Here is a 25,164-nt window from a genome sequence, read left to right on the forward strand (position 1 = left end):
CCTTTACACGCGATGATAGGGGTGGCCAGCGAGAATGGTGGCGGCCCGATAGATCTGTTCCAAAAGCATGACCCGAACCATCTGGTGCGGCCATGTTGCCGAGCCGAAGGCAATGCTGAGTTTTGATTTGCGCCGCAATTCGGGCGAAAGTCCGTCCGCGCCGCCGATGACAAAAACATAATGTGACACCGATTCGTCCCGTGCCTTGCCAAGATGGCGCGCGAAGCTGGCGCTATCAATGCTCGACCCGCGCTCGTCCATGGTGACGAGGATCGCCTTGTCGGGAATCAGGGCGGCGATCGCCGTGCCCTCCTCGGCCATCCGGGTCGCCGTATCGCGCGCCCGGCTTTCCGGAATTTCATGAACGCTCAGGCTGCGAAAGCCGAGCTTCCGGCCGATATCGTCGAACCGTTCGCGATAACGCTCGGCCAACTCACGCTCGGGGCCCCGCTTGAGTTTGCCGATGGAAATGACGAGGAGATGCATGGGCTATGACCTACTCCAGCCCTCATCCTGAGGAGCGCGCATTTGCGCGCGTCTCGAAGGATGGCTGCAAACCCGGAGCCAGGCCAGCTCATGGTTCGAGACGCGCGCAAGCGCGCTCCTCACCATGAGGAGCGGAGGCTACGAGCTATACAGCTTTCAAGCTTACCCGCGTTTCGTCGGACGGGTTTTGCGCCCACAACCGCTCGATATTGTAGAACTCGCGGACTTCCGGGCGGAAGACATGCAGGATCACTTCGCCGGTATCGATCAGCACCCAATCGCAATTGGCCATGCCTTCGACATGCAGCTTCTTCTTGCCGGCTTCTTTCAGGCCCTTCGCGACATTCTCGGCGATCGCGCCGACATGGCGGTTCGCCCGGCCGGTGGTGACGACCAGGTAATCGGAAAAGGCCGACTTGCCGCGCAGATCGATGGTGACGGTCTCTTCTGCCTTCATGTCGTCGAGGCGGCCCAGCACCAGCTTGAGCGTCTCGGTCGCGCTGTCATGCGCCTCGGCCGCAACGGCCTTCTTCGGCGCGGCCTTCTTGGCGATCACGGATTTGGTCGCCGTGGGCTTCGCCGCTTTCGGAGCGGCGACCTTGGACCCGGTGGCTTTGGACGTGACGGCCTTCGATACAGCAGCCTTTTTCGGCGCGGCAGCTTTCTTGGCCGGAGCCTTGTCAGCCGGGGCTTTGGCAGCCAGGACCTTCTTGGCGGAAGCGGAAGCAGACTTCACCGAAGCCTTCTTGTCGGATGAAGCGGCGGCTTTTGACGAAGCCTTCTTGGAAGCGCCCGTCTTGGACGATGAGGTGGCCAGGTGACCATTCCTTTCACTGTGAGCGGGTGCCGGATCCGGTGCCCGATTGATCAAATACGCATGTGGGTTTGCCGGACTCAATATTCCAGCACGCGACCATACTAGCACGTCTCGTGGTTGCAGGGGGACTCAGCTTTTCCAGCTTCCGTCCGGGTTCCGCAGGCGGGTCGATGACATGGTCAGCTTCAGACCAGTCAGAAACGTCCAAGCGGGCGGATTTCGGTCGGCCAATGACCGGGAATCGCGCTCCGGAAGGCGAAAACGGGCCAAAGCTTGCGGCGCCCGTGCCGCCAGGGCGCGGCAACCTTGCGACGCTGGATCTGACGAGGCGCGATTGATGATGGCGATCGGAATTTGGTCCGCAATCTGCTGCCAACGCCCCCAGCGGTGAAACTGGGCGAGATTGTCGGCTCCCATGATCCAGACAAATCGTGCGTGCGAGCATCGCCGGCGCAGAAACGTGACGGTATCGACGGTATAGCGCGTGCCAATGACGCTTTCGAGACAACTGACGATGATGCGCGGGTGATCGGCCACTGCCGCCGCCGCTTCGACCCGCTCGGTGAGGTCATGCAGATTGCTGCGATCCTTCAGCGGGTTACCTGGCGAGACCAGCCACCAGACGAAATCCAGCTGCAGCCGCTTCATGGCAAACAAGGTCGCGGCCCGATGGGCCGCATGGGGCGGATTGAACGATCCGCCGAGCAGCCCGATCCGCAAGCCGGAAGCGACCGGCGGAAAGCCGTGCATGAAGATGGGTGATCGCGGCGCCCGCAGGCGTTCACTCACGGCCGGGTCTGCCCGGTGCCGTGGACGCGGTATTTGAAGCTCGTCAGTTGCTCCGCACCGACCGGCCCACGCGCGTGGAATTTGCCGGTGGCGATGCCGATCTCGGCGCCAAAACCAAACTCGCCGCCATCGGCGAATTGCGTCGAGGCGTTATGCAGCACGATGGCGGAATCGACTTCGTTGAGGAAGCGCGTTGCCACCGCATCGTCTTCGGTTACGACCGCATCGGTGTGATGCGAGGAATGCGCGTGGATATGTTTCAGCGCATCATCGAGACCATCGACCACGCGCGCGGAGATGATCGCGTCTTCGTATTCGGTGTCCCAATCCTCGGCCGTCGCAGCCTTTACGCGCGCATCGGCCTGCTGAACCGCATCATCGCCGCGCACTTCGCAGCCGGCATCCAGCAGCATATCGACCAGCGGCTTCAGATGCGTGCCGGCCACGGCCTTGTCGACCAGCAGCGTTTCCGTCGCGCCGCAGACGCCCGGCCGGCGCATCTTGGCATTCAGCACAATCGACTTCGCCATATCCAGCTTGGCGGCACGATCCACATAGACGTGATTGACGCCTTCGAGATGCGCGAACACCGGCACCCGCGCTTCGGCCTCGACGCGCGCCACAAGGCTCTTGCCGCCGCGCGGCACGATCACATCGACACCGCCATTCAGGCCGGTCAGCATCAACCCCACCGCCGCGCGATCACGTGTCGGCACCAGCGAGATCGCCGCTTCGGGCAGGCCGGCCTCACGCAAACCCTGTACGAGGCATGCATGGATGGCGCGACAGGAGCGGAAACTGTCCGAGCCCCCGCGCAGAATCACCGCATTGCCCGACTTCAGGCACAACACGCCGGCATCCGCCGCCACATTCGGCCGGCTCTCGAAGATCACGCCGACGACACCAAGCGGCACCCGCACGCGCTCGATGGTCATCCCATTCGGCCGCTGCCAGCGTTCCGAGACATGTCCGACGGGATCCTCGATGTCATGAATGACGCGAATGCCATCCGCCATCGCCCGCACCCGCGCCTCGGTCAGCGTCAGCCGGTCGATGAAAGCCGCCGTCGCGCCATTGGCGCGGACTTCAGCCACATCCTCGGCATTGGCCGCGAGAATCGCCGCAGAGCCGGCGCGGATCGCCGCCTCCATGGCCGCCAGCGCCTGGTTCTTCTGCGCCGTTGGCGCCACCGCGAGCGCCCGAGCCGCCGCGCGGGCGCGGGCGGCGAGGTCGTTCATCAGAACCGGCAGATCGGCCGATCCGTCGATGGCTTTCAGCGAGGCGGTCATGGGAGGCTCGGGGGCTAAGATACGGAATTTGTACCCCAAAATAGGGGCTAAGGCCCGCAAGGTCAAAGCATCGACAAAACCCGCCGCCCGCTATGCGAAACGCGGCCGCCCCGGAACATCGTTCCGCCCTCACGGCAATCAGGCCTCGTCGATCAGGCTGACGGAGGCCGCCACGATGCGCCAGCCTTCGGCGAAGCGGATCCAGGTCTGCATCTGGCGCCCGACCTTACCGGGGGCGGTGTCGCGATAGAACAGCGTCGATGCCACGGCGGTGTCGCGCCCATAGGCGGTGATCACCGTGCGCCCGAGACGGCGCATCAGGCCCACCGGCGAACGCGCGCTGCGAAAGGCCTGGATTTCCGCATGGCCGTAGAGATTTTCGCCGGTCCCGTAGCGGATCGTTCGCGGATCGACGCGAAACAGTTCTCCGAGAACCGCGACATCGTTCGACGTCAGGGCCTTCTCATAGCGCTGGAATGCGGCGCTCACCTCGGCGACGACCTCGGGCAGATCGATATCCATCTCAGAATCCCTTTGCACGTGGCGCAGCGACCGCGCCCGCCTGCTGCAGGTGCCAGGCGACGCGAAGGCCGATATCCTCCCGCCAGGGCGCCGTGATGATCTGCACGCCGATCGGCATCGGCGCGAGCGGCACCGGAACGACGACCACGGGCAGGCCGATGAAGGAGATCGGCTGCGTTTGAAGGCCGATGCTGGTGCGCACCGGCCGCTCGACGCCGTCGAGCTCGCATGTCGCCTGACCGAGCGTCGGCGCGGTGAACGGCGTCGCCGGCGCCACAATAACATCGACGTTTCGGAAGACTTCCAAGACCCTGTCGCGGTACCAGCGTCGGAATTTTTGCGCGCGATCCAGCGATGCCGCCGGCACCATGGCGCCCGCGAACAACCGATCGCGCACCGCCGGATCGTAATCGGCAGCGCGGCAGCGCAGACGATCGAGATGCAGCGAAGCTCCCTCCACCGTCGAGATCAGGAAGGCTGCCGCTCTGGCGCGATCGGTCTCGGGCAGCTCCACAGTGGCGGTCGCACCGAGCGCCTTCGTCACGGCAGCAATGGCCTCTTTTGCCTCCGGTGTCAGGTTGGTCTGGAAATATCCGCCGGCCGTGGCGATCCGCAATCCGTCGATGCCTTTTCCGATCAGTGGCGACACATGTTCGACAGGGCGCGCGACACAGGCCGCGTCGTCGAGATCCGGACCTTGCATGGCGTCATAGGCACCGGCGAGATCCTCGACGCAGCGAGCGAAGGGGCCGAGGTGATCGAGGCTCGGCACAAAGGGAAATGTGCGTGCACGCGACAACCGCCCGTAAGTGGGCTTCAGGCCGAAGATGCCGCAAAAGGACGCCGGAACCCGGATCGATCCATTGGTGTCTGACCCGAGCGCAATCGGCACAAGCGCGCCGCCGACAGCACCACCGGAGCCACCCGATGATCCACCGGTCATGCGCGTGATGTCATGCGGATTGCGCGAGGCGCCGTCATGGATATTTTCACCGGTGAAGTCATAGGCGTATTCGCCCATGTTCAGCGCGCCGACGAGCACGCCCCCTGCCGCCTCCATCCGCTGCACCAGAGTGGCGTCGCGCCCGGCCGGCTGGTTATCGCGATTGATCCTGGAGCCCGCCCGCGTCACCAGCCCTTCGATATCGAACAGGTTCTTGACGGCAAAGGGGACACCGGCAAGCGGGCCGACCGTCTCGCCTGTCGTGATCGCACCGTCGAGCGCACGCGCTTTGGCACGTGCGCGATCCGCCGTGATGTCGGTAAACGCATTGAGCACCGGATTTTGGCGTTCGATGCGCGCCAGCGCGGCTTCAACGACATCGAGCGCCGTCGTTTGCCTCGCCGTGACGGCGCGCGCAATATCCGACGCGCTGCGCCACATCCCATCGGCCGTGAAGACACTTTCAAGCGACATAGATAGGCGCGGGTTCGGCGACATCGGGAAGCTTGAACTCATCGACGAGGCGGGCCATCGCCATCGTCACGTCGACATTGGCCCTGATCGCCGGCAACCAGTCAGGTTCGACCCGCAGATCGAGAGCCGAGGCCATGGCATGGATATAGGCGTCCCATTCATGAGGCATTTGTCGTCCGTCTGACCGTGGATGATGACCGATGAGCGTGGCGCGCCGGCTCATTCGATCTTCACGCCCGCTTCTTTGACCACGCGCCCCCACTTCTCGTGTTCGGTCTTGACGAATGCCCCCAACTGCTCCGGCGTCATGAGGCGGATGTCGCCGCCGAACACCGCGAACTGGTCCTGCACTTCTTTCGTCTGGAGGATCTGATTGATCTCGGTATTGAGCTTCATGACGATGTCGCGCGGGGTGCCTTTCGGCGCGAACAGCGCGAACCATCCGGTGACATCGAAGCCGGCGAGGCCGCTCTCCTGCAGCGTCGGCACATCGGGAAGCTGCGGGGCTCGCGTCGCCGACGTCACGGCGAGCGCGCGAAGATTGCCCGCCTTCACCTGCTCGATGCAGGACGGGAAATTATCGAAATCGATATCCACCTGCCCAGCGACCAGATCCGTGATGGCCTGCGCCGAGCCGCGATAGGGAACATGCGTCATGGGCGCGCCGGTGGCGAGCTTGAACATTTCGCCCGCGAGATGAATCGACGTGCCGACACCCGACGAGGCCATGGCGAACTGGCGCTTGGACGCCTTCGCTTCCACGATGAATTCCGCAACCGTCTTGGCCTTCACCGTCGTCGGGTTCACAGCCATGACGTTCGGTGTCCCCGCCAGATAGGCGATCGGCTCGAAATCCGTGAGCGGATTGTAGGGCATGCGCGGATAGATGTGCGGATTGATGGCCTGCGTCGCAATCACGCCGAGCCCGATCGTATAGCCATCCGGCGGCGCCTTCGCGATCACATCGACGCCGATATTGCCGCCAGCGCCGCCGCGATTGTCGATGACGAAGGACTGGCCGAGTCTTTCAGCGAGCTTGTCGGTGACGGCGCGCGTGAAGATGCTGCTCGATCCGCCCGGCGCATAAGGTACGATCACGCGGACGGGCTTGTTGGGATATGGCTGCTGCGCAATTGCAGCGGATGCCGAGCAGGCGAGTAGCAGGGCGGAGAGGGCACCAATATATTTCATGAAATGTCATTCTCGTGCTGTTATCGATAACTCCCGCGCGCGGGAGCGCGATGGATTACGACTGGGATCCGCGAATGAAATCGGCCTTGCCGACACCCTGGATCAGGATCATGCGGCAGCGCTTGCCGTCGGCAGACGACACCCGATGTTCGAGCCCAGGCGTCACGTCGAAGCGGTCGCCGACAGCGACCAAAGCGTCTTCGCTCCGACCTTTGATCTGAATGCGCCCGATGCCTTCGAGACAGAAGAATGTGTCGGTGATTTCCGTATGCCGATGCCAGGGCACGCATTGATCGCCCTCGAAGGTCTGCGCCGACACCCGCACGTCGACACCGATCGCGACATGTTCGAGACCGTAATTGCGTTCACTTGGCTTCACGAGATTGGTCGTATCCGACATGGTCATGATCCTCTGCTGACGTGAACGTCACTGATGGTGGGGTGAGCCCGGATCGGCCGCTGCGGCACGGGCGGGATCGAGAGCAAGGGCGCAGCCGATCAACGAATCCCGGCACACGAGCGCAGCGAGTTGCTGTTCGCTGAACCCCTCGCTGCCGTTGGGCCGGCGCGGGATGACGACGTAACGGAGGTCGGCATTGCTGTCGTGGACGCGGATTTCGGTGGTGTCGGGGAAATCGAGACCGAACTCGCGCAGCACCTTGCGCGGCTCGCGCACCGTGCGCGAGCGGTAGGCCTTGCTGACATAAAATGCGGGCGGCTCGCCGAGCAGCGAGCGCGGGTAGCAGGAGCACAGCGTGCAGACCACGACATTATGCAGCTCGGACGTATTCTCGAGGGCGACCAGCGCAGCTTCGGTCACAGGAATGCCAAGCTCGATCGCGGCCTGCTTGGCATCGGCCATCATCCGCGCGCGGTAGTCCGGATCGACCCATGCCTTGGCGACCATCCGCGCCGCCTGATGCGGCGTGCGCAATTCATTGCTCTCCAGCCGCACGCGAATCTCGTCGGCCGTGAGGATGCCTTGTTCGATCAGCATGCCCTTGAGCGCGAGAAACTTCGCTTCATGCTCGGTCAGTTCGAGATCGTCATCCTCGTTCGCGGCGTGAGCGTCATGCGGATGATCGTGGTCGTGGCCGTGATCATGCTCATGGTCGTGATCGTGGTCATGCGGATGATCAGGCATCGTTCATCTCCTGCTCGCACTCCGGCCGCAGCCAGTGGTCATAGACTTCGAGCTCCAGCGTGTCGGTTGCGTCGCCCGCATAATCCGGCCAGAGATCCTGCTGCCTGAGCCGAATGCGATAGAGGCGCACCGCCGTGCCGCGACCGCGGCCATAGGCCCGGTCTTCGGGATTTTCATAGGTGCCGCCATAGCGCTCGACGACGCCGACCTTTTCCCGCGCATAGAAAGGCACCCGCACATGGCCGGCCTTGGCGAGATCGACGATCCGCACGCGTGCGCCGGGCGCGTAAGGCGGCGGTGCTTCAAAAGACATGGTCGCGCGACCCGCTGGCGAGGATCCGCTGCGTACGGGCGCGATGCTCTTCCACGTCGATGGTCCCGCGCTCGATCAGCAGGCGTAGCCAGCCGTCGAGGCGGCGGCCGTAAAGATAGGATTTGGCGTAGTCGTCGGGCGCCATCTCCTCGACGGCGCGACGGAATTCATCGAGCGTGATGTCCAGCTTGGCGGACAGCAGATTGACCACAGCGATAAGCTGCTTTTCCCAGAACAGCTGGCGGCGCTCGTCGCGCGGGATATCGCCGGCCGGCTTTCCACCGAGATCGCTGATCAATCGTTCCGACATCGAAGCTCCAGCACGGTGGCAGGCCCAGGGGACGCTCAAGGGATGTCCGAGGGATGCGATGGCGGCGCCTCTTTGCGCCTGTCAGAAAGTTGACATGACCTTTGTCAGAGGTCCAATATATGGGAAGCGCATTCTTGATACCTTTTAGGCATGATGATCGAGCTGCGACATGTGAACTACTTCCTCGCTCTGGCGGAGGAGAAGCATTTCACCCGCGCCGCGGAGCGCAGCGGCATCCAGCAGCCGCCATTCAGCCGGCAGATTCGCGATCTCGAAGAGATGGTGGGAGCCCGGCTGTTCTTGCGGGCGCCGAGCGGAACATTCCTGACCGAGGCTGGCCTCGCCTTCCTGGCGGCCGTCCAGAACGTGCCGGGCCAGATCCAGCGCGCGGCGCGCGATGCACAGCGGGCGGCCCGTGGCGAGGTGGGCTCGTTGCGGGTGGGTTATACCGGCTCTGCGGCGTTTAATCCGGTGGTGGCCGCGACCATTCGCGCCTTCCGCCGCACCTATCCCGAGGTCGACCTTCGCCTTGAGGAAGCCAACACGCCGCGGCTGATCGAGGGCGTCAAGGACGGCTCATATGATGTCGTGTTCCTGCGTCCCGGCGCGTCCGGCAGCGCCGACCTGCAGGAGCGCCTGCTGGTCTCTGAAGCGATGGTCGCCGTTCTGCCGACCGATCATCCGCTGTCGGACTCCGAAACGATCAGGCTTGCTGCCCTGAAGGAGGAGCCCTTCATCCTGCTGCCGCCCGCAGCCGGCCCGATCCTGCATGACGAGATCTATGCGGCCTGCCGAAGCGCCGGATTTGAACCCAGCCTCGGCCAGATGGCCCCGCAGATCGGTTCGGTGATCAACCTTGTCGCCACCGGGCTAGGTGTTTCACTGGTGCCCGAATGCATGCGCTGCATGCAGGTGCCCGGCGTCGTGTTCCGCACATTGGCGGGAAAAAGCCCGATCGCCCGACTGGCCGTCTCGCTCCGGCGCGGCGAAAGCGCAGCGACCGTTCGCAATTTCATTCAGCAATGCAAACGCCAGATCGATCCGTGATCGTGTTGTGCAGCGCAATTTATGGGAAGGCGCGCTTTGCGCCCGACGTGGTGGTTATCAGCGGCGCATAAGCGCGGGATGGTGCCGCAAACAGGACTCGAACCTGTGACCCCGTCATTACGAATGACGTGCTCTACCAACTGAGCTATTGCGGCGAACCATGGTCGCGATTCGGCTGGGCAGCCGGGCGCGATGGGGCCTCTGATATCGTCCGCACCCCGGTTTTGCAAGGCGCGGAAAGGCCGATGGGCGCGAAAAGCGCAGCTTGAAGCAACCCTGGGGTCAGCCGCCCCAGCGGCGCATGAAACCGCGCCAGCCGCCTTGCTGCTGGCCGCTGTTCAATTCGGCGAATTCGTCGCGATAGGGGTCGTCTTCGTCCACGCCGGGATCATCCGGGGCGCGGGTGATGGGGATGACGGCTGGAATCGGCACCGCCGGGCGGACGCCCTTGGCGAGATCGGCGCGCTCGCGGAACAGCGGGACGGGGGCAGGCTCGGGCTTTGGCGGCGGTGCGACATCGGCAGGCAGCGTCTCGGGCACCGGTTCCGGATCGGGCTCGGTCGCTGCGGCGGGCGTCAGAATGGGTTCGGGCGGTTTTTCGCTGATCGGTGTGGCCGGGACGGGATCGGCCAATGGCTGAACCACCGGGCGCGGCATCGGCGGCGCCAGCACGGTTTCGCGCAGGATTTCAGCTTCGAGCGAGGCCAACGGATCGGCATCGCCCGATGGCAGCGCCGCCAGCGGCTCCTGCCACTGAAACGCATCGATGCGGCCGGTGACCGGGGACACCGGACGCCAGCGTTCCGAGACATAGCCGTCGGCGGTCCAGACCGGATCGTGGCGGGCACGGACCGCGCGCAGGGTCCAGGCGCGGGCGCGGCCGCTGTCACCGTGTTCGGTGCGCTCCAGTTCGGCCATCAGCATGGCGGTGCGCTGGGTCGGCTCGGCGATGAAAGGCGCGAGCGCGTCGCGGGCCCTGGTGTATTCGGCGGCGTCGATGGCGGCGCGGGCGATGGCCAGGGCGCCTTCCACATGGAAAGGCACTTTCGCCGCCAGCGTCTCGACGCGGACCAGGCGCTGACGCGCGGAATCGCCGAGTTTCACATGGGCATAGGCGTCGGCGAGATCGGGATGCGGCTGCGCCAGCCAGGCGGCCTCGATGATCTTCATGGCGCGGCGGATCTGATGCGCCTCGCTCTGGAAACGCGCGGCCAGCACGGCGGCGGGGATCAGCGTCGGCGCCAGGCGAATGGCTTCCATGGCGCTGTCGCGGGAGAGGTCGCGATCCTTGGTCTCGGCATCGAGCGCGCGGGCGGTGAGCAGCACGCCGCGCTGGCGGCGATAGGCGACACGATCGATCAGGCCGGATGACAGATTGGCATCGAGAATCTTGAGCGCGCCGGTCCAGTCCGATTGTGCGCAACGGAAGCCGAGCACGGCCTGCGCAGCCCAGGTCGAATTCGGCGCGAGCTTCAGGGCTTCTTCGGCCAATGCGACGGCATTGACGGGATCGTCGCTGCGCTGGGCCTCGATGAACAGGCCGCGCAGGCCGAGCAGGCGCGTGTCCTGCCGCTCGGCCATGGCCTGGAAGGCGCGGTGGGCACCGGCGCGATCGCCATCGAGCTGGGCGGATTGCGCATGCAGCAGCAGCGCGAGTGGATCATCCGAGGACAGACGCTTTGCCACGCCGGCATGGCGTTTGGCGACGGCGCTATCGCCCTGGCCGATGGCGAGCAGGCCTTGCGTGATGGCATGGCGGCCGCGGGCCTGGCGCTTGTTGCGGCGGTGGCGGCGATAGCGCGATGGCGCACGCCAGACGCTGAAAATCAGCCACAGCAGCAGCATGCCGGCCACGATGACGAGACCGAGCGCCAGCACGAACACCGGCAGCGACGTGGCCATGGTCCAGCCGCCCCAGGACAGCACGACATCGCCGGTCTGGTCGGCGACCCATGCGGCGCCCGCGGCCAGCAGCGCGATCAGGATGAGAAAGGCAACGATACGGATCATCGGGGACTCACGGCGCTGGTTTGGAGAGCGCCGCCATTGCGTCGGCTGCGAATTGACGGGAGGCCAGAAGCGCCGCATCGCGCGCGGCGAGCTTGTCGAGCCAGGGCTGCACGGTGGTGCGATCGGCGGGCGCAAGCGTCAGCAACTCACGCTTGGCCGTCGCGACATCATTGCCGCGGGCAGCGGTAGCTGCGCGCGCGACGGCGCTGCCGTTGCCGCTGCTGGCGGCGTCGGTACGTTCAATGCGGACGAGCTTTGCGGCGCCGGCCTGCAGGCGATCGAGAAAGCCGGTGCCGGGCGATGGCGCTGCGGATGGCGCTGGCGTGAGCTTCGGCAGCAGCACAAGCAGTTCACGGCTCAGCGCGACATCATTGGGAACGCCCGATGCGGCGAAGGCGTCGAGCGGCTTGAGCTGTGCGGGATCGATGGCAAGCGGCTTCACGGCGGCGAGGGCGGCGGCATAGGGCTCGCTCTGGCGCACCGATGTATCCAGCAATGCGGCGGCCACGGTCCGGCGCAATGCCGGGTCATCGACGGGTTTTGCGCTTTGCTGCGCGGCAGAGGATTTCAGATCGCCGGTGGCACGTTCGATCACGTTGAGACGCTCGGTGATCGGCGCGAGATCGACGACGGCGGCGGCCGCGCGCGGCGCGGATTTGAGCGTGTTGATCTCGGCGCTCGCGCGATCCGATTGGGTCTTGGCAGCAGTGAGATCGCTGCGGAGAGTTGCGATAGACTTCTCGATACCGTCGATGCGGGTGGCGAGACCGGTGTCCGGCTTCGGCACTGGGCGGGCTTCGAGCTGCGCAACGCGCGCCGCCAGCGCTTCGGTCGCGGCATTATCCGATGGTGTCATGCTGGTCAGCGCGACCCACGCGGCAGCGGCGACGACCGCACCGGCCACGGCGCCTGCGGCGATCGGCAGCAGCAGCGCGGATTTGTCACGCGGTGGCGCGGTGGCTTCCTCTTCGGCGGGCTCGGCTGCGAAGGGCGGCATATCGGACGGTGATGTATCGACAGCAGGCGCCTCGGGCTGCACTGCGTCGGTCGGAGGCACATCCGGCGCGGGCGCGGCAGGTTCTTCACCGGCTTTCGGCCGTTCCGTCACATTGGTGGCGGCGAGTTCGAGGGTCGGCGGCTGGCGCTTGGGCCGGCCGGCATTGGGAACCGATCCCGTCTCGTTGTCATCGGCCATGATGCAGTCCCTCGTGAGTCACACAGCCCCCTTAGCAGAGATTGGGTGGCCTCTCTGTTAACACCCGTTTTTAGCGTGCATTTGGCGGGATGGCACGGGCCAGCGCCGCGAATAAGGCATCTTCATCCGGCGTGGCCGCGGCCATGACTTTTGTCGCCCCCGCATCGTGGGCGATCTTCGCCACCGCATCGGACAGGCCAAGATGCGGGATCGCCAGCGCGGAAATCTCGACACCGGCGAGGCCCGCGGCCTGGAAGAAGGCGCGGGCGCTGCGACGGGAATAATGCAGGACGGCGGCGATCTGCCCGCTGGCGAAGGCGGATGTCACGTCGTCGGGCAGATCGGCCACCGGCGCCATGCGATAGGTGGTGTGGGTGACGATCTCAAAACCGCGTGTCCCGAGCTCGGCCGCGAGATCGCGGGAGAGATCGGCACCGGCGAGATAGAGCAGCGGTTTCACGGCCTGCGCCCGCGACGTCAGCAAAGCACGCAGATCGTTGGCATCGCCGCCCGCAGAGATGACGTCCCTGAAACCGGCATCCTGCGCGGCCTGCGCGGTCCGATCCCCGACCGTAAAGACGGGAAGGCGGAACAGGCGGTTCGCCGCCGGCTGATCTGCAAGGCCGCGCAGGGCATTGGCCGACGTGACGATCACGGCGCCGAAATCGGCCTCCGCATCCAGCGAAAACATCACTTTTTCGAAGCGCAGCATCGGCGCTGGAAGGGCAACATAGCCCTGCGCGCGCAAGGCGGCCACGGTGCGGGCATTATCGGGCTGCGGGCGGGTGACGAGAATGGCCATAAGAGCGCTCTTTACTGGAGCATGATCTATTCCGAAAACCGGCATCCACTTTTCGGGATCATGCTCCCGGCGAGGAGTGATTGCACCTTGCGACCCCAGAGTGCTAGGCGAAGGGCAGCAAGAGCCCATATTTCGCTGACAATGCAAGGACCAAGCGTGACCGACCAACCGATGCTGGTGCTGGGGATCGAGACGACCTGCGACGAGACCGCAGCCGCCGTGATCGAACGGCAGCCGGACGGCAGCGGCCGCATCCTGTCCAATATCGTGCATTCGCAGATCAGCGACCACGCGCCCTATGGCGGCGTGGTGCCGGAAATCGCCGCCCGCGCCCATGTGGACCTGCTCGACGGGCTGATCGAGCGCGCCATGACCGAGGCCGGTGTCGGCTATGCCGAACTCTCCGGTGTCGCGGCAGCAGCCGGGCCAGGGCTGATCGGCGGGGTGATCGTGGGCCTCACCACGGCAAAGGCCATCGCCATGGTCCATGACACGCCGCTGGTCGCGGTGAACCATCTCGAGGCCCATGCGCTGACGCCGCGGCTGACCGAGCCGCTGGCATTTCCATATTGTCTGTTCCTGGTCTCCGGCGGCCATACGCAGATCGTCGCCGTGCTCGGCGTCGGCGACTATGTGCGCCTCGGCACCACCGTCGATGACGCCATGGGCGAAGCCTTCGACAAGGTCGCGAAGATGCTGGGCCTGCCCTATCCCGGCGGGCCGCAGGTGGAGCGGGCGGCGGCGCAGGGCGATGCGACGCGATTCGAGTTTCCGCGGCCGATGATCGGGCGGCCGGAGCCGAATTTCTCGCTCTCCGGGCTCAAGACCGCCGTGCGCAATGAAGCGAGCCGCCTGTTGCCGCTGGAAGAGCAGGACATCGCCGATCTCTGCGCGAGTTTTCAGGCCGCCGTGCTGGCTTCAACAGCGGACCGGCTGAAGGTCGGTCTGCGCATTTTCACCGAACGTTTCGGGCCGCCGAAGGCATTGGTTGCTGCCGGCGGTGTTGCGTCCAATCAGGCCATCCGCGGCGCGCTTGAAGCTGTGGCCAAGAAAGCGGGCACCGTCCTGCTGCTGCCGCCACCGGCGCTTTGCACCGACAATGGCGCGATGATCGCATGGGCCGGCGCCGAACGTCTTGCGCTCGGCATTTCCGACGGCATGGACGCGCCACCGCGCGCACGCTGGCTGCTCGATGCCGATGCAAAGGCGCCGGCGGGGCACAAGAACAGCCGGGCGGGATATTGAGATGATGGCGACAAGCGCAGCGCTCTGCCTAACCTCTCCCCGCTTGCGTCGGGGCTATCGCATATGATCGTCGAAGCAGCCTGCGGCCATCCTTCGAGACGCGGCCTAAGAAGGCCGCTCCTCAGGATGAGGACGGAGTGTAGCACTGTAGAAAACCCTCATGGTGAGGAGCCCGCGAAGCGGGCGTCTCGAACCATGCAGGCCGAGCACTATCCTCGTCCGCGCTTTGCCATGTGCAATGGCCCCGCTGGAAGCGGGGACAAGGCAGGAGCGGTGCGATGAGCAATTACGCGTCCATCGCCGTCATCGGCGCTGGTGCCTACGGCACGGCGCTCGCCGATGTCGCCGCGCGCGCCGGCCGCGAGGTCGTGCTCTATGCGCGCTCGCCGGCTGCAGCCGAGATGATGCAGACCTCGCGCAGCAATCCGCGACTGCCGGGTGCAGGCATCGACGACGCTGTCTTCGTGACATCGGATCTCTCGCTCGCCGCGCGGGCTGATATTATTTTGCTGGCGGTCCCATCGCAGCAGCTCCGCGAGGCGCTGACGGCGATCGCGCCGCTCCTCGCAGCCGGCAAGCCCGTCGTCGCCTGTGCCAAGGGCATCGAGCAGGGCTCGCACAAATTCATGACCGAGGTGATCGCCGAGGTCGCGCCGGATGTGCTGCCCGCGATTTTGTCTGGGCCGAACTTTGCCCATGATGTCGCGGCCGGTCTGCCGACCGCAGTTACGCTGGCTTGCGCCGATGAGGATGCAGCGATCAACCTTGTGCAGGCGCTCGGCTCGGCAACCTTCCGCCCCTATCACTCCACCGATGTCCGTGGTGTCGAGATCGGTGGCGCGGCGAAGAATGTGCTGGCGATTGCCGCGGGCATCGTCGCCGGCAAAGAGCTTGGCGCGTCGGCGCTGGCGGCGCTGACGACGCGCGGCTTCAGCGAACTGGTGCGGCTCGGCGTCGCCTGCGGTGCGCGGGCGGAGACGATTGCGGGACTGTCCGGTCTCGGCGACCTCATTCTCAGCTGCTCCAGCGCGCAATCGCGAAACTTTGCGCTCGGTGTGGCGCTCGGCCGTGGCGAACCTCCGCCGGCGGGCAAGCTGGCAGAGGGCGCGTTTACGGCGCCGGTATTGATCGAACTGGCCGAGGAGAACGGCGTCGACATGCCGGTGGCAAAAGCGGTGGCGATGATTCTCGATGGCAGCGCCAGCGTCGATCAGGTGATCGAGGGCCTGCTGACACGGCCATTCAAGGCAGAAGGTTAGACGATGCAATACTGGCTGATCAAATCGGAGCCCGACGCCTGGTCGTGGGACGAGCAGAAAGCGGCCGGTGCCAAGGGCACCGAATGGACCGGCATCCGCAACCACACCGCCAAGCTGAACATGATGAAGATGAAGAAGGGCGACCGCGCCTTCTTCTATCATTCCAATATCGGCAAGGAGATCGTGGGGATCGCCGAGGTCGTCAAGGAACATCACCCCGACCCCACCGCCGAGCCGGGCACGCCCTGGGTCTGCGTCGATGTGAAAGCCGTACAGGACCTGCCGCGGCCGGTTACACTGGCGGAGATCAAGGCCGAGCCGAAGCTCGCCAATGTCGCGATCATCAAACAGTCCCGCCTGTCGGTACCGCCGATCACCGCCGAGGAATGGAAGCTGCTCTGCAAGATGGGCGGCTTGTGAGCACCGCGGGCGCGACGCCTGCGATTGCTGATCCCACTGGATTCATCCGCGCCAATACGCGCCTGCTGCCGGTGCCGCTGGTGCCGGAGATCAGCCTGCATGTGGCTGATGAAGCCGTGCCGCTCTGGAGCAAGACCGAAGAAGAACTGGGCGAGGCCGGTCTGCCGCCGCCGTTCTGGGCCTTTGCCTGGGCTGGCGGACAGGCGCTGGCGCGGTTCGTGCTCGATCATCCCGCGCATGTGGTGGGGCGCGCGGTGCTCGATCTCGCTTCGGGATCGGGACTGGTGGCGATTGCGGCGATGAAGGCTGGCGCGACAAGCGTGATCGGTTACGATATCGATGCATTTGCGCGCGTGGCGATTGGTATCAATGCGGCGGATAACAACGTCGTTGTCGATGTGCGCGGCGATGATCTGCTCGGTGATGCCGTTGCGTCTGACGCGCAGACGATCCTTGCCGGCGATATTTTCTACGAGCGCGATACCGCGGAGCGGGCTTTCGCGTTTCTTGCCGCACAAGCCGCGCGTGGCGCAATGGTGCTGATCGGTGATCCCGGACGGAGCTATCTGCCGAAGGACAAGCTGCGAAAACTGGCGGAATACAAGGTGCCGGTCACGCGCGATCTGGAGGATGCGGACATCAAGAATACGGCGGTGTGGACGCTGAAGTCGTAGGATGGGTTGAGCGTAGCGATACCCATCACCGCCGGGCGCATGAGATGATGGGTATCGCTGCGCTCAACCCATCCTACCCTGCCTCCGCCACCACCTGCGCCAGCAACTGCTCGCGATTCGACTGCGAGCGGTAGCCGCTCTGCTTCGCGGCGATCCGCGCCAGCGCGCCGTTCTCGAAGGCCGTGACGATAGTGCCGTGGACATAGCTCTTGCGGCAGATCGTGGCGGTGTTCGACAGCTCATCGGCGGCCGAACGCACGGCGTCGAGCACCTGCTTCTTGCGGCCACGTACACTCTCGGCCGGCTCGATATGCGCCAGCGTCTCGACCACCGTCGCCGAGGCCATCAGCGTGCGAAAATCCTTCAGCGAGATCTTGATGCCGGCGATGTCGCGCAGGAAGGCATTCACCGCCGCTGTGTTCACTTTATGGATGCGACCGACCTTGTCGGTGTACTGAAACAGGCGGCGGCCGGGCACCTCATGCAGGATGCCGATGGCGCGTACGAGCTTGGCCGCATCGCATTCCTTGCGCACGGCCTTGCCGCCCTTCGCCTTGAACGACAGAACGACGCATTTGCCATCGAGCTCCACGTTCGACTTCATCAGCGTGGTGGCGCCGCGGGTGCCAGATAGCTTCATGTAGCTTTCATTGCCGGCACGGATCGCCGTGCGGGTGACGAGTTCGATCACCGCCGCCAGCGCGAATTCGCGCGTCGGCTCATCGCCGGCGAGAAACTGCGAAACGCTCCGGCGAATTTTCGGCAACGCATTCACCAGCCGCGCCAGGCGATTGGCCTTGCGATGCTCGCGCACCTTCTCCCAATCGGCGTGATAGCGATATTGCAGCCGCCCTGCCGCATCGCGGCCAACGGCCTGCAGGTGCAGGTTGGGATCGACGGCATAGCGGACATCGACATAAGCAGGCGGCACCGCCATCGCATTCAACCGGCGGATGGTGCCGGCATGCCGGATGCGCGTGCCGTTCTCGCGGATGAAGGAATAGGCTTTGCCGCTCTTGCGACGACGGATGGTCAATTCTGTTTGATCGCCGAGTGTGAGGCCAAGTTCGCGCGCCAGGGCTTCGACGGTGCTTTTGCCACGCAGTTTCGGCTGCCGATCGGCGAGCTTGCCGGCCAGAAGCTTGGCCGCCGACAGCGCGGAACGCGCCGTGGTACCGCGGGCCGCCGTTAAATTCTGCTGCTCCATCATGGTCTTAGGCGCTTTCTCGTCCTCACCCTCGTCGCGATAATGCGAATCAGGTGATTTTCGTTCCTGCGTCTTGTTGCCGACCCAAAAGCGTGACCGCGAAAGGTCATGCTTCAGGGGTATCGCAACCGACGAAAGGGGGAGACGCCGCGACCTTGTCCGGCCTGCCCCCGCCGACGCATAATTGGAACATCAAACGAGAAACGGCTTGCGGCGCAGGGTTGTTTTTGTGGCGGCGAGATAAGTGGAGGGAACGATGTCCGACAAGATTTACGACGTACCGAGCGAATGGACCTCGCGCGCTTATGTCGACGACGCGAAATACAAGGACATGTATGCGCGCTCGACCAGCGACAGTGACGGCTTCTGGGCCGAACAGGCCAAGCGCCTCGACTGGACCCACGCGCCGACCAAGATCGAAAACACCTCCTATGCGCCGGGCAATATCTCGATCAAATGGTTCGAGGATGGCGTGCTCAACGCTGCCTATAACTGCATCGACCGCCATCTGCCGAAGCGCGCCAACCAGACCGCGATCATCTGGGAAGGCGACGATCCCTCGCAATCCCGGCACATCACCTATCAGGAACTGCATGACGAAGTGGCCAGGATGGCCAACGTGTTGCGCAACCGCAATGTCGGCAAGGGCGACCGCGTCACCATCTATCTGCCGATGATCCCGGAAGCCGCCTATGCGATGCTTGCCTGCGCGCGCATCGGCGCAATCCATTCCGTCGTGTTCGCCGGCTTCTCGCCGGATTCACTGGCGCAACGCATCACCGACTGCCAGTCGAAGATCATCATCACCGCGGATGAAGGCCTGCGCGGCGGCAAGAAAGTGCCGCTGAAGAAGAATGTCGATGCAGCCGTGGCCAAGGCCGGCGGTGTCGACTGGGTGGTCGTGGTCAAGCACACCGGTGCGGCCGTCGATATCGATCCCGCGCGCGACTTCTGGTATCGCGAAGCTGCCGAGATGGTGACGACCGAATGCCCGTGCGAGGAGATGAACGCGGAAGATCCGCTGTTCATCCTCTACACGTCAGGCTCCACCGGCCAGCCCAAGGGCGTGCTGCACACCACCGGCGGCTATCTGCTGTTCGCGTCGATGACGCATCAATACGTGTTCGATTATCACGACGGCGACATTTACTGGTGCACCGCGGATGTCGGCTGGGTCACCGGCCACAGCTACATTCTGTACGGACCGCTGGCCAATGGCGCGACGACGCTGATGTTCGAAGGCGTGCCGAACTACCCGGACAATTCGCGCTTCTGGCAGGTGATCGACAAGCACAAGGTCAACATCTTCTACACCGCGCCGACCGCGATCCGCGCATTGATGCAGGCCGGCGACGAGCCGGTGAAGAAAACCTCGCGGGCGAGCCTGCGGCTGATGGGCTCGGTGGGCGAGCCGATCAATCCGGAAGCCTGGGAATGGTACTACCATGTCGTCGGCGACGGCCGTTGCCCGATCGTCGATACCTGGTGGCAGACCGAGACCGGCGGCATTTTGATCACGCCGCTGCCGGGTGCCACCAAGCTGAAGCCCGGCTCGGCAACGCGGCCGTTCTTCGGCGTGGTGCCGGAGATCGTCGACGCCGATGGCAAGGTGCTGGAGGGCGAGACCTCGGGCAATCTCTGCATCGCAAAGTCGTGGCCGGGGCAGATGCGCACGGTCTATGGCGATCACGCGCGCTTCGAGCAGACCTACTTCTCGACCTACAAGAACAAGTATTTCACCGGTGACGGCTGCCGCCGGGATGCCGACGGCTATTACTGGATCACCGGTCGCGTCGACGACGTGATCAATGTCTCCGGCCACCGCATGGGCACCGCGGAAGTGGAGTCATCGCTGGTCGCGCATGACAAGGTCTCGGAAGCCGCTGTCGTCGGCTATCCCCACGACATCAAGGGCCAGGGCATCTACGCCTATGTCACCCTGATGAACGGCGTGGAGCCGACCGAAGAACTGCGCAAGGAGCTGGTGGCCTGGGTCCGCAAGGATATCGGCCCGATCGCCTCGCCGGACCTGATCCAGTTTGCACCGGGCCTGCCGAAAACGCGCTCGGGCAAGATCATGCGGCGCATCCTGCGCAAGATCGCGGAGGACGAGCCGTCATCGCTGGGCGATACGTCGACGCTGGCGGATCCGGCGGTGGTGGATGATCTCGTCGAGAAGCGACAGAACAAGAAGAAGGGGGCGTAAGGCGCCCCAGCCAGCGGTTCTCTCCATTGTCGTCCCCGCGAAAGCGGGGACCCATAACCTCCGACGGCGTGTGACGACGTGGCAGAGCCAACGGCTGAAGTGCTTCAATGAACTTTACAGCGTGTATGGATCCCCGCTTTCGCGGGGATGACACGGAGAGTGTGGCATCTGGGAGAGACGACCATGGATCGCCGTTCCTTTGTTCTCGGCAGCGCGGCTGCCATCGTCAGTGCCACTGCGGCGCAGGCGCAACACGCCGGCCACCACCCCGCACTTCCCGCCGCCCCATCCTCCGCCGGGCCCTACGCCAAATTGCAGGGCGGCGTGCCGCATCACATGACGCCGGAGCAGGAAGCGCAGCGCGTCACCGACAGTCCGGCGCCGAAAGGCCTGCCCGGCAAATGGCAGCCGCGCGCGGCCCTGCCGCTGCCGCGCAGCGAGATGGCCTGGGCGACGGCCTGGGCCGATCGCATGCATATCGTCGGCGGCTATGGCGAAGGCCGTGTCGATCGGCCGTATCATCATGTCTATGACGCCGCGAAAGACCAGTGGTTCAACGCCGCGCCGCTGCCGCGTGGCGCCAATCATGTGTCGGTCGCAGCCGATGCGGGCCGCGTCTATGCGCTCGGCGGCTTCATGCAGCAGAATCGCGGCTCCGATCAGAACACTTACGCCTATGATGTCGCATCCGACCGCTGGGACACGATCGCGCCACTGCCGCGTCCGCGCGGCGCAGGCGCGGCTGTCGCGCTCAACGGCAAGATCCATCTCATCGGCGGCGCTTCTGAGCCCGCAGCCGAGCGCGCCAGCGTGAGCTGGCACGAGGTCTATGATCCCAGGTCCGACAAATGGGAGACACGAAAACCCTTGCCCGGCGCGCGCGATCATGTCGGCTGCGTCGCTTATGGCGGCGCCATCCACGTCATCGGCGGGCGCTTCAACACATTCGAATACAATACCGACCTGCACCACGTGTATCTGCCCGAGCGCGACACCTGGGAATTACGCAAGCCGCTGCCGGTCGCCCGATCCGGCCACGGCCTGGTGATCTATCGCGACCGGCTGTTCGCCATGGGCGGTGAATCCGGCGTGATCCGCGACGGCAAGATCACGCAGGAAAAGGTGTTCGGGCAGATGGAGAGCTACGATCCCAGGACCGACAGCTGGCAGAGCCATGCCCCGATGCTGACCCCGCGCCATGCGGTGGGCGCCACGGTGATCGGCGACTGGATCTATGTGGCCGGCGGCGGGGCGGTGACGGGCGGCGCCGTGCAGTCGGCGATCCATGAGGCGTTTACGCTGGGGTAGCCCGGCTCGGAACTGTCATCACCCGCGAAAGCGGGTGATCCAGTAAACAACGGCGGTGCGGCTCTCTCACGACCGTTCGTGTTTACTGGGTCGCCCGATCGAGCCGGGCGACGACAGGAGGCAAATCACGCCCCCCTCACGCAGTTGTCAGCCTCACGGCATCCGCTCCCGTCCAATTTAGAGCGAGTGTTGTTTCCCGGACATTTACTTTGTTTGCGAGTTCCCCTCATTAAACGGTGCTCCCGATGCGGTTCCCGTGTCGATGGAGACCGGCTGTTTACGCAGCCGGTTGAAGCTTCCCGATATTGCGATTGTGTGCTCGCCCGCAGCGGCGGAACGACCGCGTCCGGCCGATACCGGATGGTCGAATTTGGAGAGATCGATGTCTTCGAAGATTGCAGGTGCGCTAGCCGCGACACTGGTTGCTGCCACCCTGGCCGCGACGTCCGCGCAGGCCGCCCCCAGCCTCGTCAATTTCCGCGGTGACTATGCGCCCGGCACCATCGTGGTGAAGACCGGCGAGCGGAAGCTCTATCTGGTCACCGAGCCCGGCGTTGCCGTGCGCTACCCCGTCGGCGTCGGCAAGCCCGGCAAGCAGTGGGCCGGCGTCACCAAGATCGACGGCAAATACCGCCAGCCCGCCTGGTCGCCCCCGGCCGATGTGAAGCGCGACAATCCGCGCATCCCGGACGTGATCCCCGGCGGCTCGCCCGCCAATCCGATGGGGGTCGCTGCCATGACGCTGGCCGGCGGCGAATATGCCATCCACGGCACCAATGTGCCGAAGTCGATCGGCGGCTATGTCTCCTACGGCTGCGTGCGCATGTATAACGAGGACATCACCGACCTGTTCTCGCGCGTTTCGGTCGGCACCCAGGTGGTTGTCACCCAGCGCTGAGCGTTCGCTTGTAGGATGGGTTGAGCGTAGCGATACCCATCACAGCAAGCGCTTGTGGTGATGGGTATCGCTACGCTCAACCCATCCTACGCTTCAACCGCACCAGCCGCCGCGATGACCGCCGCCATAGCTGCGCGCAAAACCTCCGGCGAGCAATGCGGCCGAGACATCCGGCGTGCGGCGTGTGGCGACACTTGCCACGACGCGGCCGGGATATTTGTCGGGTCCGATATTGTAGATCGTCACGCCGCCATCCTTGAGCAGGCGCTTCAACGCCGCGGTGGCGTCTTCGGCGAGGCGTATCTCTGTCGTGCACTGGCCTTTCAATTCGGGCGCATCGATGCCGCGCAGGCGGATGCGCGCGGTGAGATCGTCGCCGGGAGCAAGATGCACGCGGGCACCAAATGTATCGCCATCGATGGTGTAGAGCACATCGACCGCATGGCGGTCATCGCGGCTGCCCGTCCGCTGCACGATCATGTTGGCATCGCGCTCGGCCTGGGTCTCGTCATGGAAGATCGTCGGCAGCCAGCGCTTCAGTGGCAGTGCAGAGCCCGCGGCCATGCCGAGCACAAAGATCCACGGCCACAGGCGCGTGAGACGCGCTCGCCATGGCGACGCATGATGGATGCGTGAGAGTGGCGGCATGGAGTGAGCTTACAGGCCATCGAGAAGATAGTAGTAGTGACACTCAATCACCTCTCCCCACCGGGGAGAGGTCGGATTGCGCAGCAAGCCGGGTGAGGGGGCGCAACACATGACGTCGCCCGCGGCTCCCCCTCACCCGCCACGCTTCGCGTGTCGACCTCTCCCCGGTGGGGAGAGGTGAAAGATCATCACCTCAAAAATCCGACGCGATGCCTTTGCGTTCCCAATCGCCGAAACGCGTCGGCTCGGGTCCGTCCGGGCCCTGCAATTCCTTGGCATGCGGCACTGGTGCCGAAGCGGCGGCGCGGCGCTCGGCGGCTTCGGCCAGTGCACGCTGCGCTTCGGGCGACAGCACCTTTTCCGGCGCCGGCTCGGGCACGATGGAGTGATCTTCGGGTTTGTCGTTCATCTCTATGGTCCCTGTGACCGCAAGGGTCCGCACACGTTACCGATTTCGCATCGAAGGGCTAGTATGCGATGATGCGCATATAAGGGCGATTCTTACATTTGGCATATTCGCGTGCGACAGAATCGGTCCCGCCCGCTGGCGTCGGCCGAAATTCTCGCCATTCCCGATCTTCCATTGTGATGTTGCTGCATGCCGCAAGTGAAATACGCACCGCCACCCGAGGTCCCCGGCCTCGCCGCGCGACGCATCGCAGCCGATATTCTCGATGGCGTGCTGCAGAAGCACCGCACGCTGGATGACCAGCTCGAAGGCCCTGCTGCGCATCCCGGCCTGAAAACGCTCTCCGACCGCGACCGCGCATTGATGCGTCGCCTTGTCGCGACGATCCTGCGCCGACTCGGTACGCTCGGCCAGATTCTCTCGCGCCTGCTCGATCGCGGTATTCCCACCGATGCACCGCGTGCGCAAAGCGCTCTGCTGATCGGTGCTGCGCAAATTCTCTGGATGGATGTACCCGACCATGCCGCCGTCGATCTCTCCGTGCGCATGGTGCAATCCGACCGACGCGCCGCGAAATATGCCGGGCTCGTCAATGCCGTGCTGCGCCGCTGCGCGCGCGAGGGGCATGACCTGATCGCCGAGGCTGCCGGCCAGAGCCTGGACATTCCGCCATGGCTGTTCGCCCGCTGGTCCGCCCACTACGGCGAAGCCACCGCGCGGGACATCGCCACTGCACTCAGCCATGAGCCGTCGCTTGATCTCACCGTAAAGTCCGAAGCCGAGGCCTGGGCGACGCGCCTGCATGGCGAAGTGCTGCCCACCGGCACGGTGCGGACATTGCTGCAGGGCTCGGTGACCATGCTGCCTGGTTTCAATGATGGCCAGTGGTGGGTGCAGGACGCCGCGGCGGCATTGCCCGCACGGCTGTTCGGCGATCTCAACGGCAAACGCATCGTCGATCTCTGCGCCGCTCCCGGCGGCAAGACCGCGCAGCTCGCACAGGGCGGTGCCGATGTGGTCGCAGTCGATCGCTCGCCGAACCGCGTGGCGCGGCTGCGCGAAAATCTTGGCCGGCTCTCGCTGCAGGCCGAGACCGTGGTCTCCGATGGCACCGAATATCCGGGCGAAGGCTTTGACGGCGTTCTGCTGGACGCGCCGTGTTCCTCCACCGGCACCATCCGTCGCCATCCCGATGTCGCCTGGCTGAAACAGGAAGCCGACATCGCCATGCTGACCGCCTTGCAGCGGCGTTTGCTGGCCAAGGCCGTGACCATGCTGAAGCCCGGCGGCATGCTGGTCTATTGCACCTGCTCGCTGGAACCCGACGAAGGCGAGCACGCCATCGCCGATCTGCTGGCAAATGATTCCAGCATGCGCCGCATGCCGGCAACGGCCGGCGAAGTTGCCGGTCTGGCCGAGATCATCACGCCCGATGGCGATCTGCGCACCTTGCCGAGCCATCTGCCCCACACCGATCCCCGGCTTGGCGGGCTCGACGGCTTCTATGCAGCGCGGCTGATTAAATCCTGATATTTACAGGATAATTCCCTGATTCGGC

Annotated in this window: 27 protein-coding genes and 1 tRNA gene; 9 read left to right on the top strand and 19 right to left on the bottom strand. The window is 64.7% G+C overall.

All coding sequences use genetic code 11. From position 1 onward, the window contains the following. Positions 1–3: 3 nt before the first annotated feature. From rlmH to AC1RQ5_RS02850, 12 genes are all read right to left on the bottom strand, one after another. Entirely contained in the window at positions 4–486 is a 483-nt protein-coding gene (gene rlmH, locus AC1RQ5_RS02795) for a 23S rRNA (pseudouridine(1915)-N(3))-methyltransferase RlmH (protein WP_493197013.1), read from the bottom strand. Between the two features lie 145 nt (positions 487–631). After that, the gene (gene rsfS / locus AC1RQ5_RS02800; protein ID WP_398483848.1) at positions 632–1,039 is read right to left on the bottom strand and encodes a ribosome silencing factor; all 408 of its coding nucleotides are present in this window, start codon (positions 1,037–1,039) and stop codon (positions 632–634) included. Positions 1,040–1,432: 393 nt separating this feature from the next. After that, positions 1,433–2,092, bottom strand: coding sequence for a nicotinate-nucleotide adenylyltransferase (locus AC1RQ5_RS02805; protein WP_493197014.1), 660 nt, complete (start codon positions 2,090–2,092; stop codon positions 1,433–1,435). Further along, entirely contained in the window at positions 2,089–3,381 is a 1,293-nt protein-coding gene (locus tag AC1RQ5_RS02810) for a glutamate-5-semialdehyde dehydrogenase (RefSeq protein WP_493197015.1), read from the bottom strand. Before AC1RQ5_RS02810 ends, AC1RQ5_RS02805 begins: the two co-directional genes overlap by 4 nt. A gap of 138 nt (positions 3,382–3,519) precedes the next feature. Then, positions 3,520–3,903 (bottom strand): oxalurate catabolism protein HpxZ, encoded by a 384-nt coding sequence (gene hpxZ, locus AC1RQ5_RS02815; RefSeq protein WP_493197016.1) that lies wholly within the window; start codon positions 3,901–3,903, stop codon positions 3,520–3,522. 1 nt (position 3,904) lies between these two features. Continuing rightward, positions 3,905–5,320 (bottom strand): AtzE family amidohydrolase, encoded by a 1,416-nt coding sequence (locus AC1RQ5_RS02820; RefSeq protein WP_493197017.1) that lies wholly within the window; start codon positions 5,318–5,320, stop codon positions 3,905–3,907. Continuing rightward, a complete protein-coding gene (locus AC1RQ5_RS02825; RefSeq protein ID WP_493197018.1) occupies positions 5,310–5,489 on the bottom strand; it encodes a DUF4089 domain-containing protein in 180 nt (59 codons plus the stop codon). Before AC1RQ5_RS02825 ends, AC1RQ5_RS02820 begins: the two co-directional genes overlap by 11 nt. Before the next feature lie 50 nt (positions 5,490–5,539). Then, complete coding sequence (locus tag AC1RQ5_RS02830; protein WP_398483824.1) at positions 5,540–6,511, bottom strand: Bug family tripartite tricarboxylate transporter substrate binding protein; 972 nt, start codon at positions 6,509–6,511, stop codon at positions 5,540–5,542. Positions 6,512–6,566: 55 nt separating this feature from the next. Then, positions 6,567–6,917, bottom strand: a complete 351-nt coding sequence (locus AC1RQ5_RS02835; RefSeq protein WP_493197019.1) for a cupin domain-containing protein — start codon at positions 6,915–6,917, stop codon at positions 6,567–6,569. A 21-nt stretch (positions 6,918–6,938) separates the two neighbouring features. Further along, positions 6,939–7,655, bottom strand: a complete 717-nt coding sequence (locus AC1RQ5_RS02840; RefSeq protein ID WP_493197020.1) for a nitrile hydratase subunit alpha — start codon at positions 7,653–7,655, stop codon at positions 6,939–6,941. Continuing rightward, the gene (locus AC1RQ5_RS02845; protein WP_493197021.1) at positions 7,648–7,968 is read right to left on the bottom strand and encodes an SH3-like domain-containing protein; all 321 of its coding nucleotides are present in this window, start codon (positions 7,966–7,968) and stop codon (positions 7,648–7,650) included. Before AC1RQ5_RS02845 ends, AC1RQ5_RS02840 begins: the two co-directional genes overlap by 8 nt. After that, positions 7,958–8,278 carry a hypothetical protein gene (locus AC1RQ5_RS02850; protein WP_493197022.1) on the bottom strand — a complete coding sequence of 107 codons (321 nt, stop codon included), beginning with the start codon at positions 8,276–8,278 and terminating at the stop codon, positions 7,958–7,960. Before AC1RQ5_RS02850 ends, AC1RQ5_RS02845 begins: the two co-directional genes overlap by 11 nt. 150 nt (positions 8,279–8,428) lie before the next feature. On the opposite strand from AC1RQ5_RS02850, the gene AC1RQ5_RS02855 reads away from it, so the two are divergent. Beyond that, the gene (locus AC1RQ5_RS02855) at positions 8,429–9,325 is read left to right on the top strand and encodes a LysR family transcriptional regulator (protein WP_398484563.1); all 897 of its coding nucleotides are present in this window, start codon (positions 8,429–8,431) and stop codon (positions 9,323–9,325) included. 79 nt (positions 9,326–9,404) lie between these two features. Here the strand turns inward: AC1RQ5_RS02855 and AC1RQ5_RS02860 are convergent. The 4 genes from AC1RQ5_RS02860 to AC1RQ5_RS02875 form a co-directional block, all read right to left on the bottom strand. Then, positions 9,405–9,480: transfer RNA gene (locus AC1RQ5_RS02860), tRNA-Thr, on the bottom strand. 127 nt (positions 9,481–9,607) lie between these two features. Further along, positions 9,608–11,335, bottom strand: coding sequence for a heme biosynthesis protein HemY (locus AC1RQ5_RS02865; protein WP_493197023.1), 1,728 nt, complete (start codon positions 11,333–11,335; stop codon positions 9,608–9,610). A gap of 7 nt (positions 11,336–11,342) precedes the next feature. Beyond that, the gene (locus AC1RQ5_RS02870; protein ID WP_493197024.1) at positions 11,343–12,530 is read right to left on the bottom strand and encodes a COG4223 family protein; all 1,188 of its coding nucleotides are present in this window, start codon (positions 12,528–12,530) and stop codon (positions 11,343–11,345) included. Positions 12,531–12,600: 70 nt separating this feature from the next. Next, entirely contained in the window at positions 12,601–13,332 is a 732-nt protein-coding gene (locus AC1RQ5_RS02875) for a uroporphyrinogen-III synthase (protein WP_493197025.1), read from the bottom strand. Between the two features lie 171 nt (positions 13,333–13,503). Here AC1RQ5_RS02875 and tsaD point away from each other — a divergent pair, with 171 nt between their 5' ends. The 4 genes from tsaD to AC1RQ5_RS02895 all read left to right on the top strand — a co-directional run bounded on the left by tsaD (position 13,504) and on the right by AC1RQ5_RS02895 (position 16,930). Further along, positions 13,504–14,577: a tRNA (adenosine(37)-N6)-threonylcarbamoyltransferase complex transferase subunit TsaD gene (tsaD, locus tag AC1RQ5_RS02880; RefSeq protein WP_493203266.1), complete on the top strand. Its 1,074-nt coding sequence runs from the start codon at positions 13,504–13,506 to the stop codon at positions 14,575–14,577. A 278-nt stretch (positions 14,578–14,855) separates the two neighbouring features. Further along, on the top strand, positions 14,856–15,836 hold the full coding sequence (locus AC1RQ5_RS02885; protein WP_493197026.1) for an NAD(P)H-dependent glycerol-3-phosphate dehydrogenase: 981 nt from the start codon (positions 14,856–14,858) through the stop codon (positions 15,834–15,836). A gap of 3 nt (positions 15,837–15,839) precedes the next feature. Further along, positions 15,840–16,256, top strand: a complete 417-nt coding sequence (locus tag AC1RQ5_RS02890; protein ID WP_398484786.1) for an EVE domain-containing protein — start codon at positions 15,840–15,842, stop codon at positions 16,254–16,256. Beyond that, complete coding sequence (locus AC1RQ5_RS02895) at positions 16,223–16,930, top strand: class I SAM-dependent methyltransferase (RefSeq protein ID WP_493197027.1); 708 nt, start codon at positions 16,223–16,225, stop codon at positions 16,928–16,930. Before AC1RQ5_RS02890 ends, AC1RQ5_RS02895 begins: the two co-directional genes overlap by 34 nt. A 73-nt stretch (positions 16,931–17,003) precedes the next feature. Here the strand turns inward: AC1RQ5_RS02895 and AC1RQ5_RS02900 are convergent, their stop codons facing one another. Beyond that, on the bottom strand, positions 17,004–18,140 hold the full coding sequence (locus AC1RQ5_RS02900; protein ID WP_398484790.1) for a DNA topoisomerase IB: 1,137 nt from the start codon (positions 18,138–18,140) through the stop codon (positions 17,004–17,006). A gap of 253 nt (positions 18,141–18,393) precedes the next feature. Between AC1RQ5_RS02900 and acs the strand changes: the two genes are divergently transcribed. The 3 genes from acs (at position 18,394) to AC1RQ5_RS02915 (ending at position 22,549) form a co-directional block, all read left to right on the top strand. After that, the gene (acs, locus tag AC1RQ5_RS02905) at positions 18,394–20,343 is read left to right on the top strand and encodes an acetate--CoA ligase (protein WP_493197028.1); all 1,950 of its coding nucleotides are present in this window, start codon (positions 18,394–18,396) and stop codon (positions 20,341–20,343) included. A 183-nt stretch (positions 20,344–20,526) separates the two neighbouring features. Beyond that, the gene (locus AC1RQ5_RS02910; RefSeq protein ID WP_493197029.1) at positions 20,527–21,651 is read left to right on the top strand and encodes a Kelch repeat-containing protein; all 1,125 of its coding nucleotides are present in this window, start codon (positions 20,527–20,529) and stop codon (positions 21,649–21,651) included. 382 nt (positions 21,652–22,033) lie between these two features. After that, on the top strand, positions 22,034–22,549 hold the full coding sequence (locus AC1RQ5_RS02915) for a L,D-transpeptidase (protein ID WP_398484890.1): 516 nt from the start codon (positions 22,034–22,036) through the stop codon (positions 22,547–22,549). 93 nt (positions 22,550–22,642) lie between these two features. Here the strand turns inward: AC1RQ5_RS02915 and AC1RQ5_RS02920 are convergent, their stop codons facing one another. Continuing rightward, positions 22,643–23,197: a thermonuclease family protein gene (locus tag AC1RQ5_RS02920; RefSeq protein ID WP_493197030.1), complete on the bottom strand. Its 555-nt coding sequence runs from the start codon at positions 23,195–23,197 to the stop codon at positions 22,643–22,645. Positions 23,198–23,390: 193 nt separating this feature from the next. Further along, entirely contained in the window at positions 23,391–23,606 is a 216-nt protein-coding gene (locus AC1RQ5_RS02925) for a DUF1674 domain-containing protein (protein ID WP_493197031.1), read from the bottom strand. A 189-nt stretch (positions 23,607–23,795) separates the two neighbouring features. On the opposite strand from AC1RQ5_RS02925, the gene AC1RQ5_RS02930 reads away from it, so the two are divergent. Next, positions 23,796–25,136 (top strand): RsmB/NOP family class I SAM-dependent RNA methyltransferase, encoded by a 1,341-nt coding sequence (locus tag AC1RQ5_RS02930; protein ID WP_398481925.1) that lies wholly within the window; start codon positions 23,796–23,798, stop codon positions 25,134–25,136. Positions 25,137–25,164: the final 28 nt, after the last annotated feature.

Source organism: Tardiphaga sp. GW821-FHT12E02, assembly GCF_058807155.1.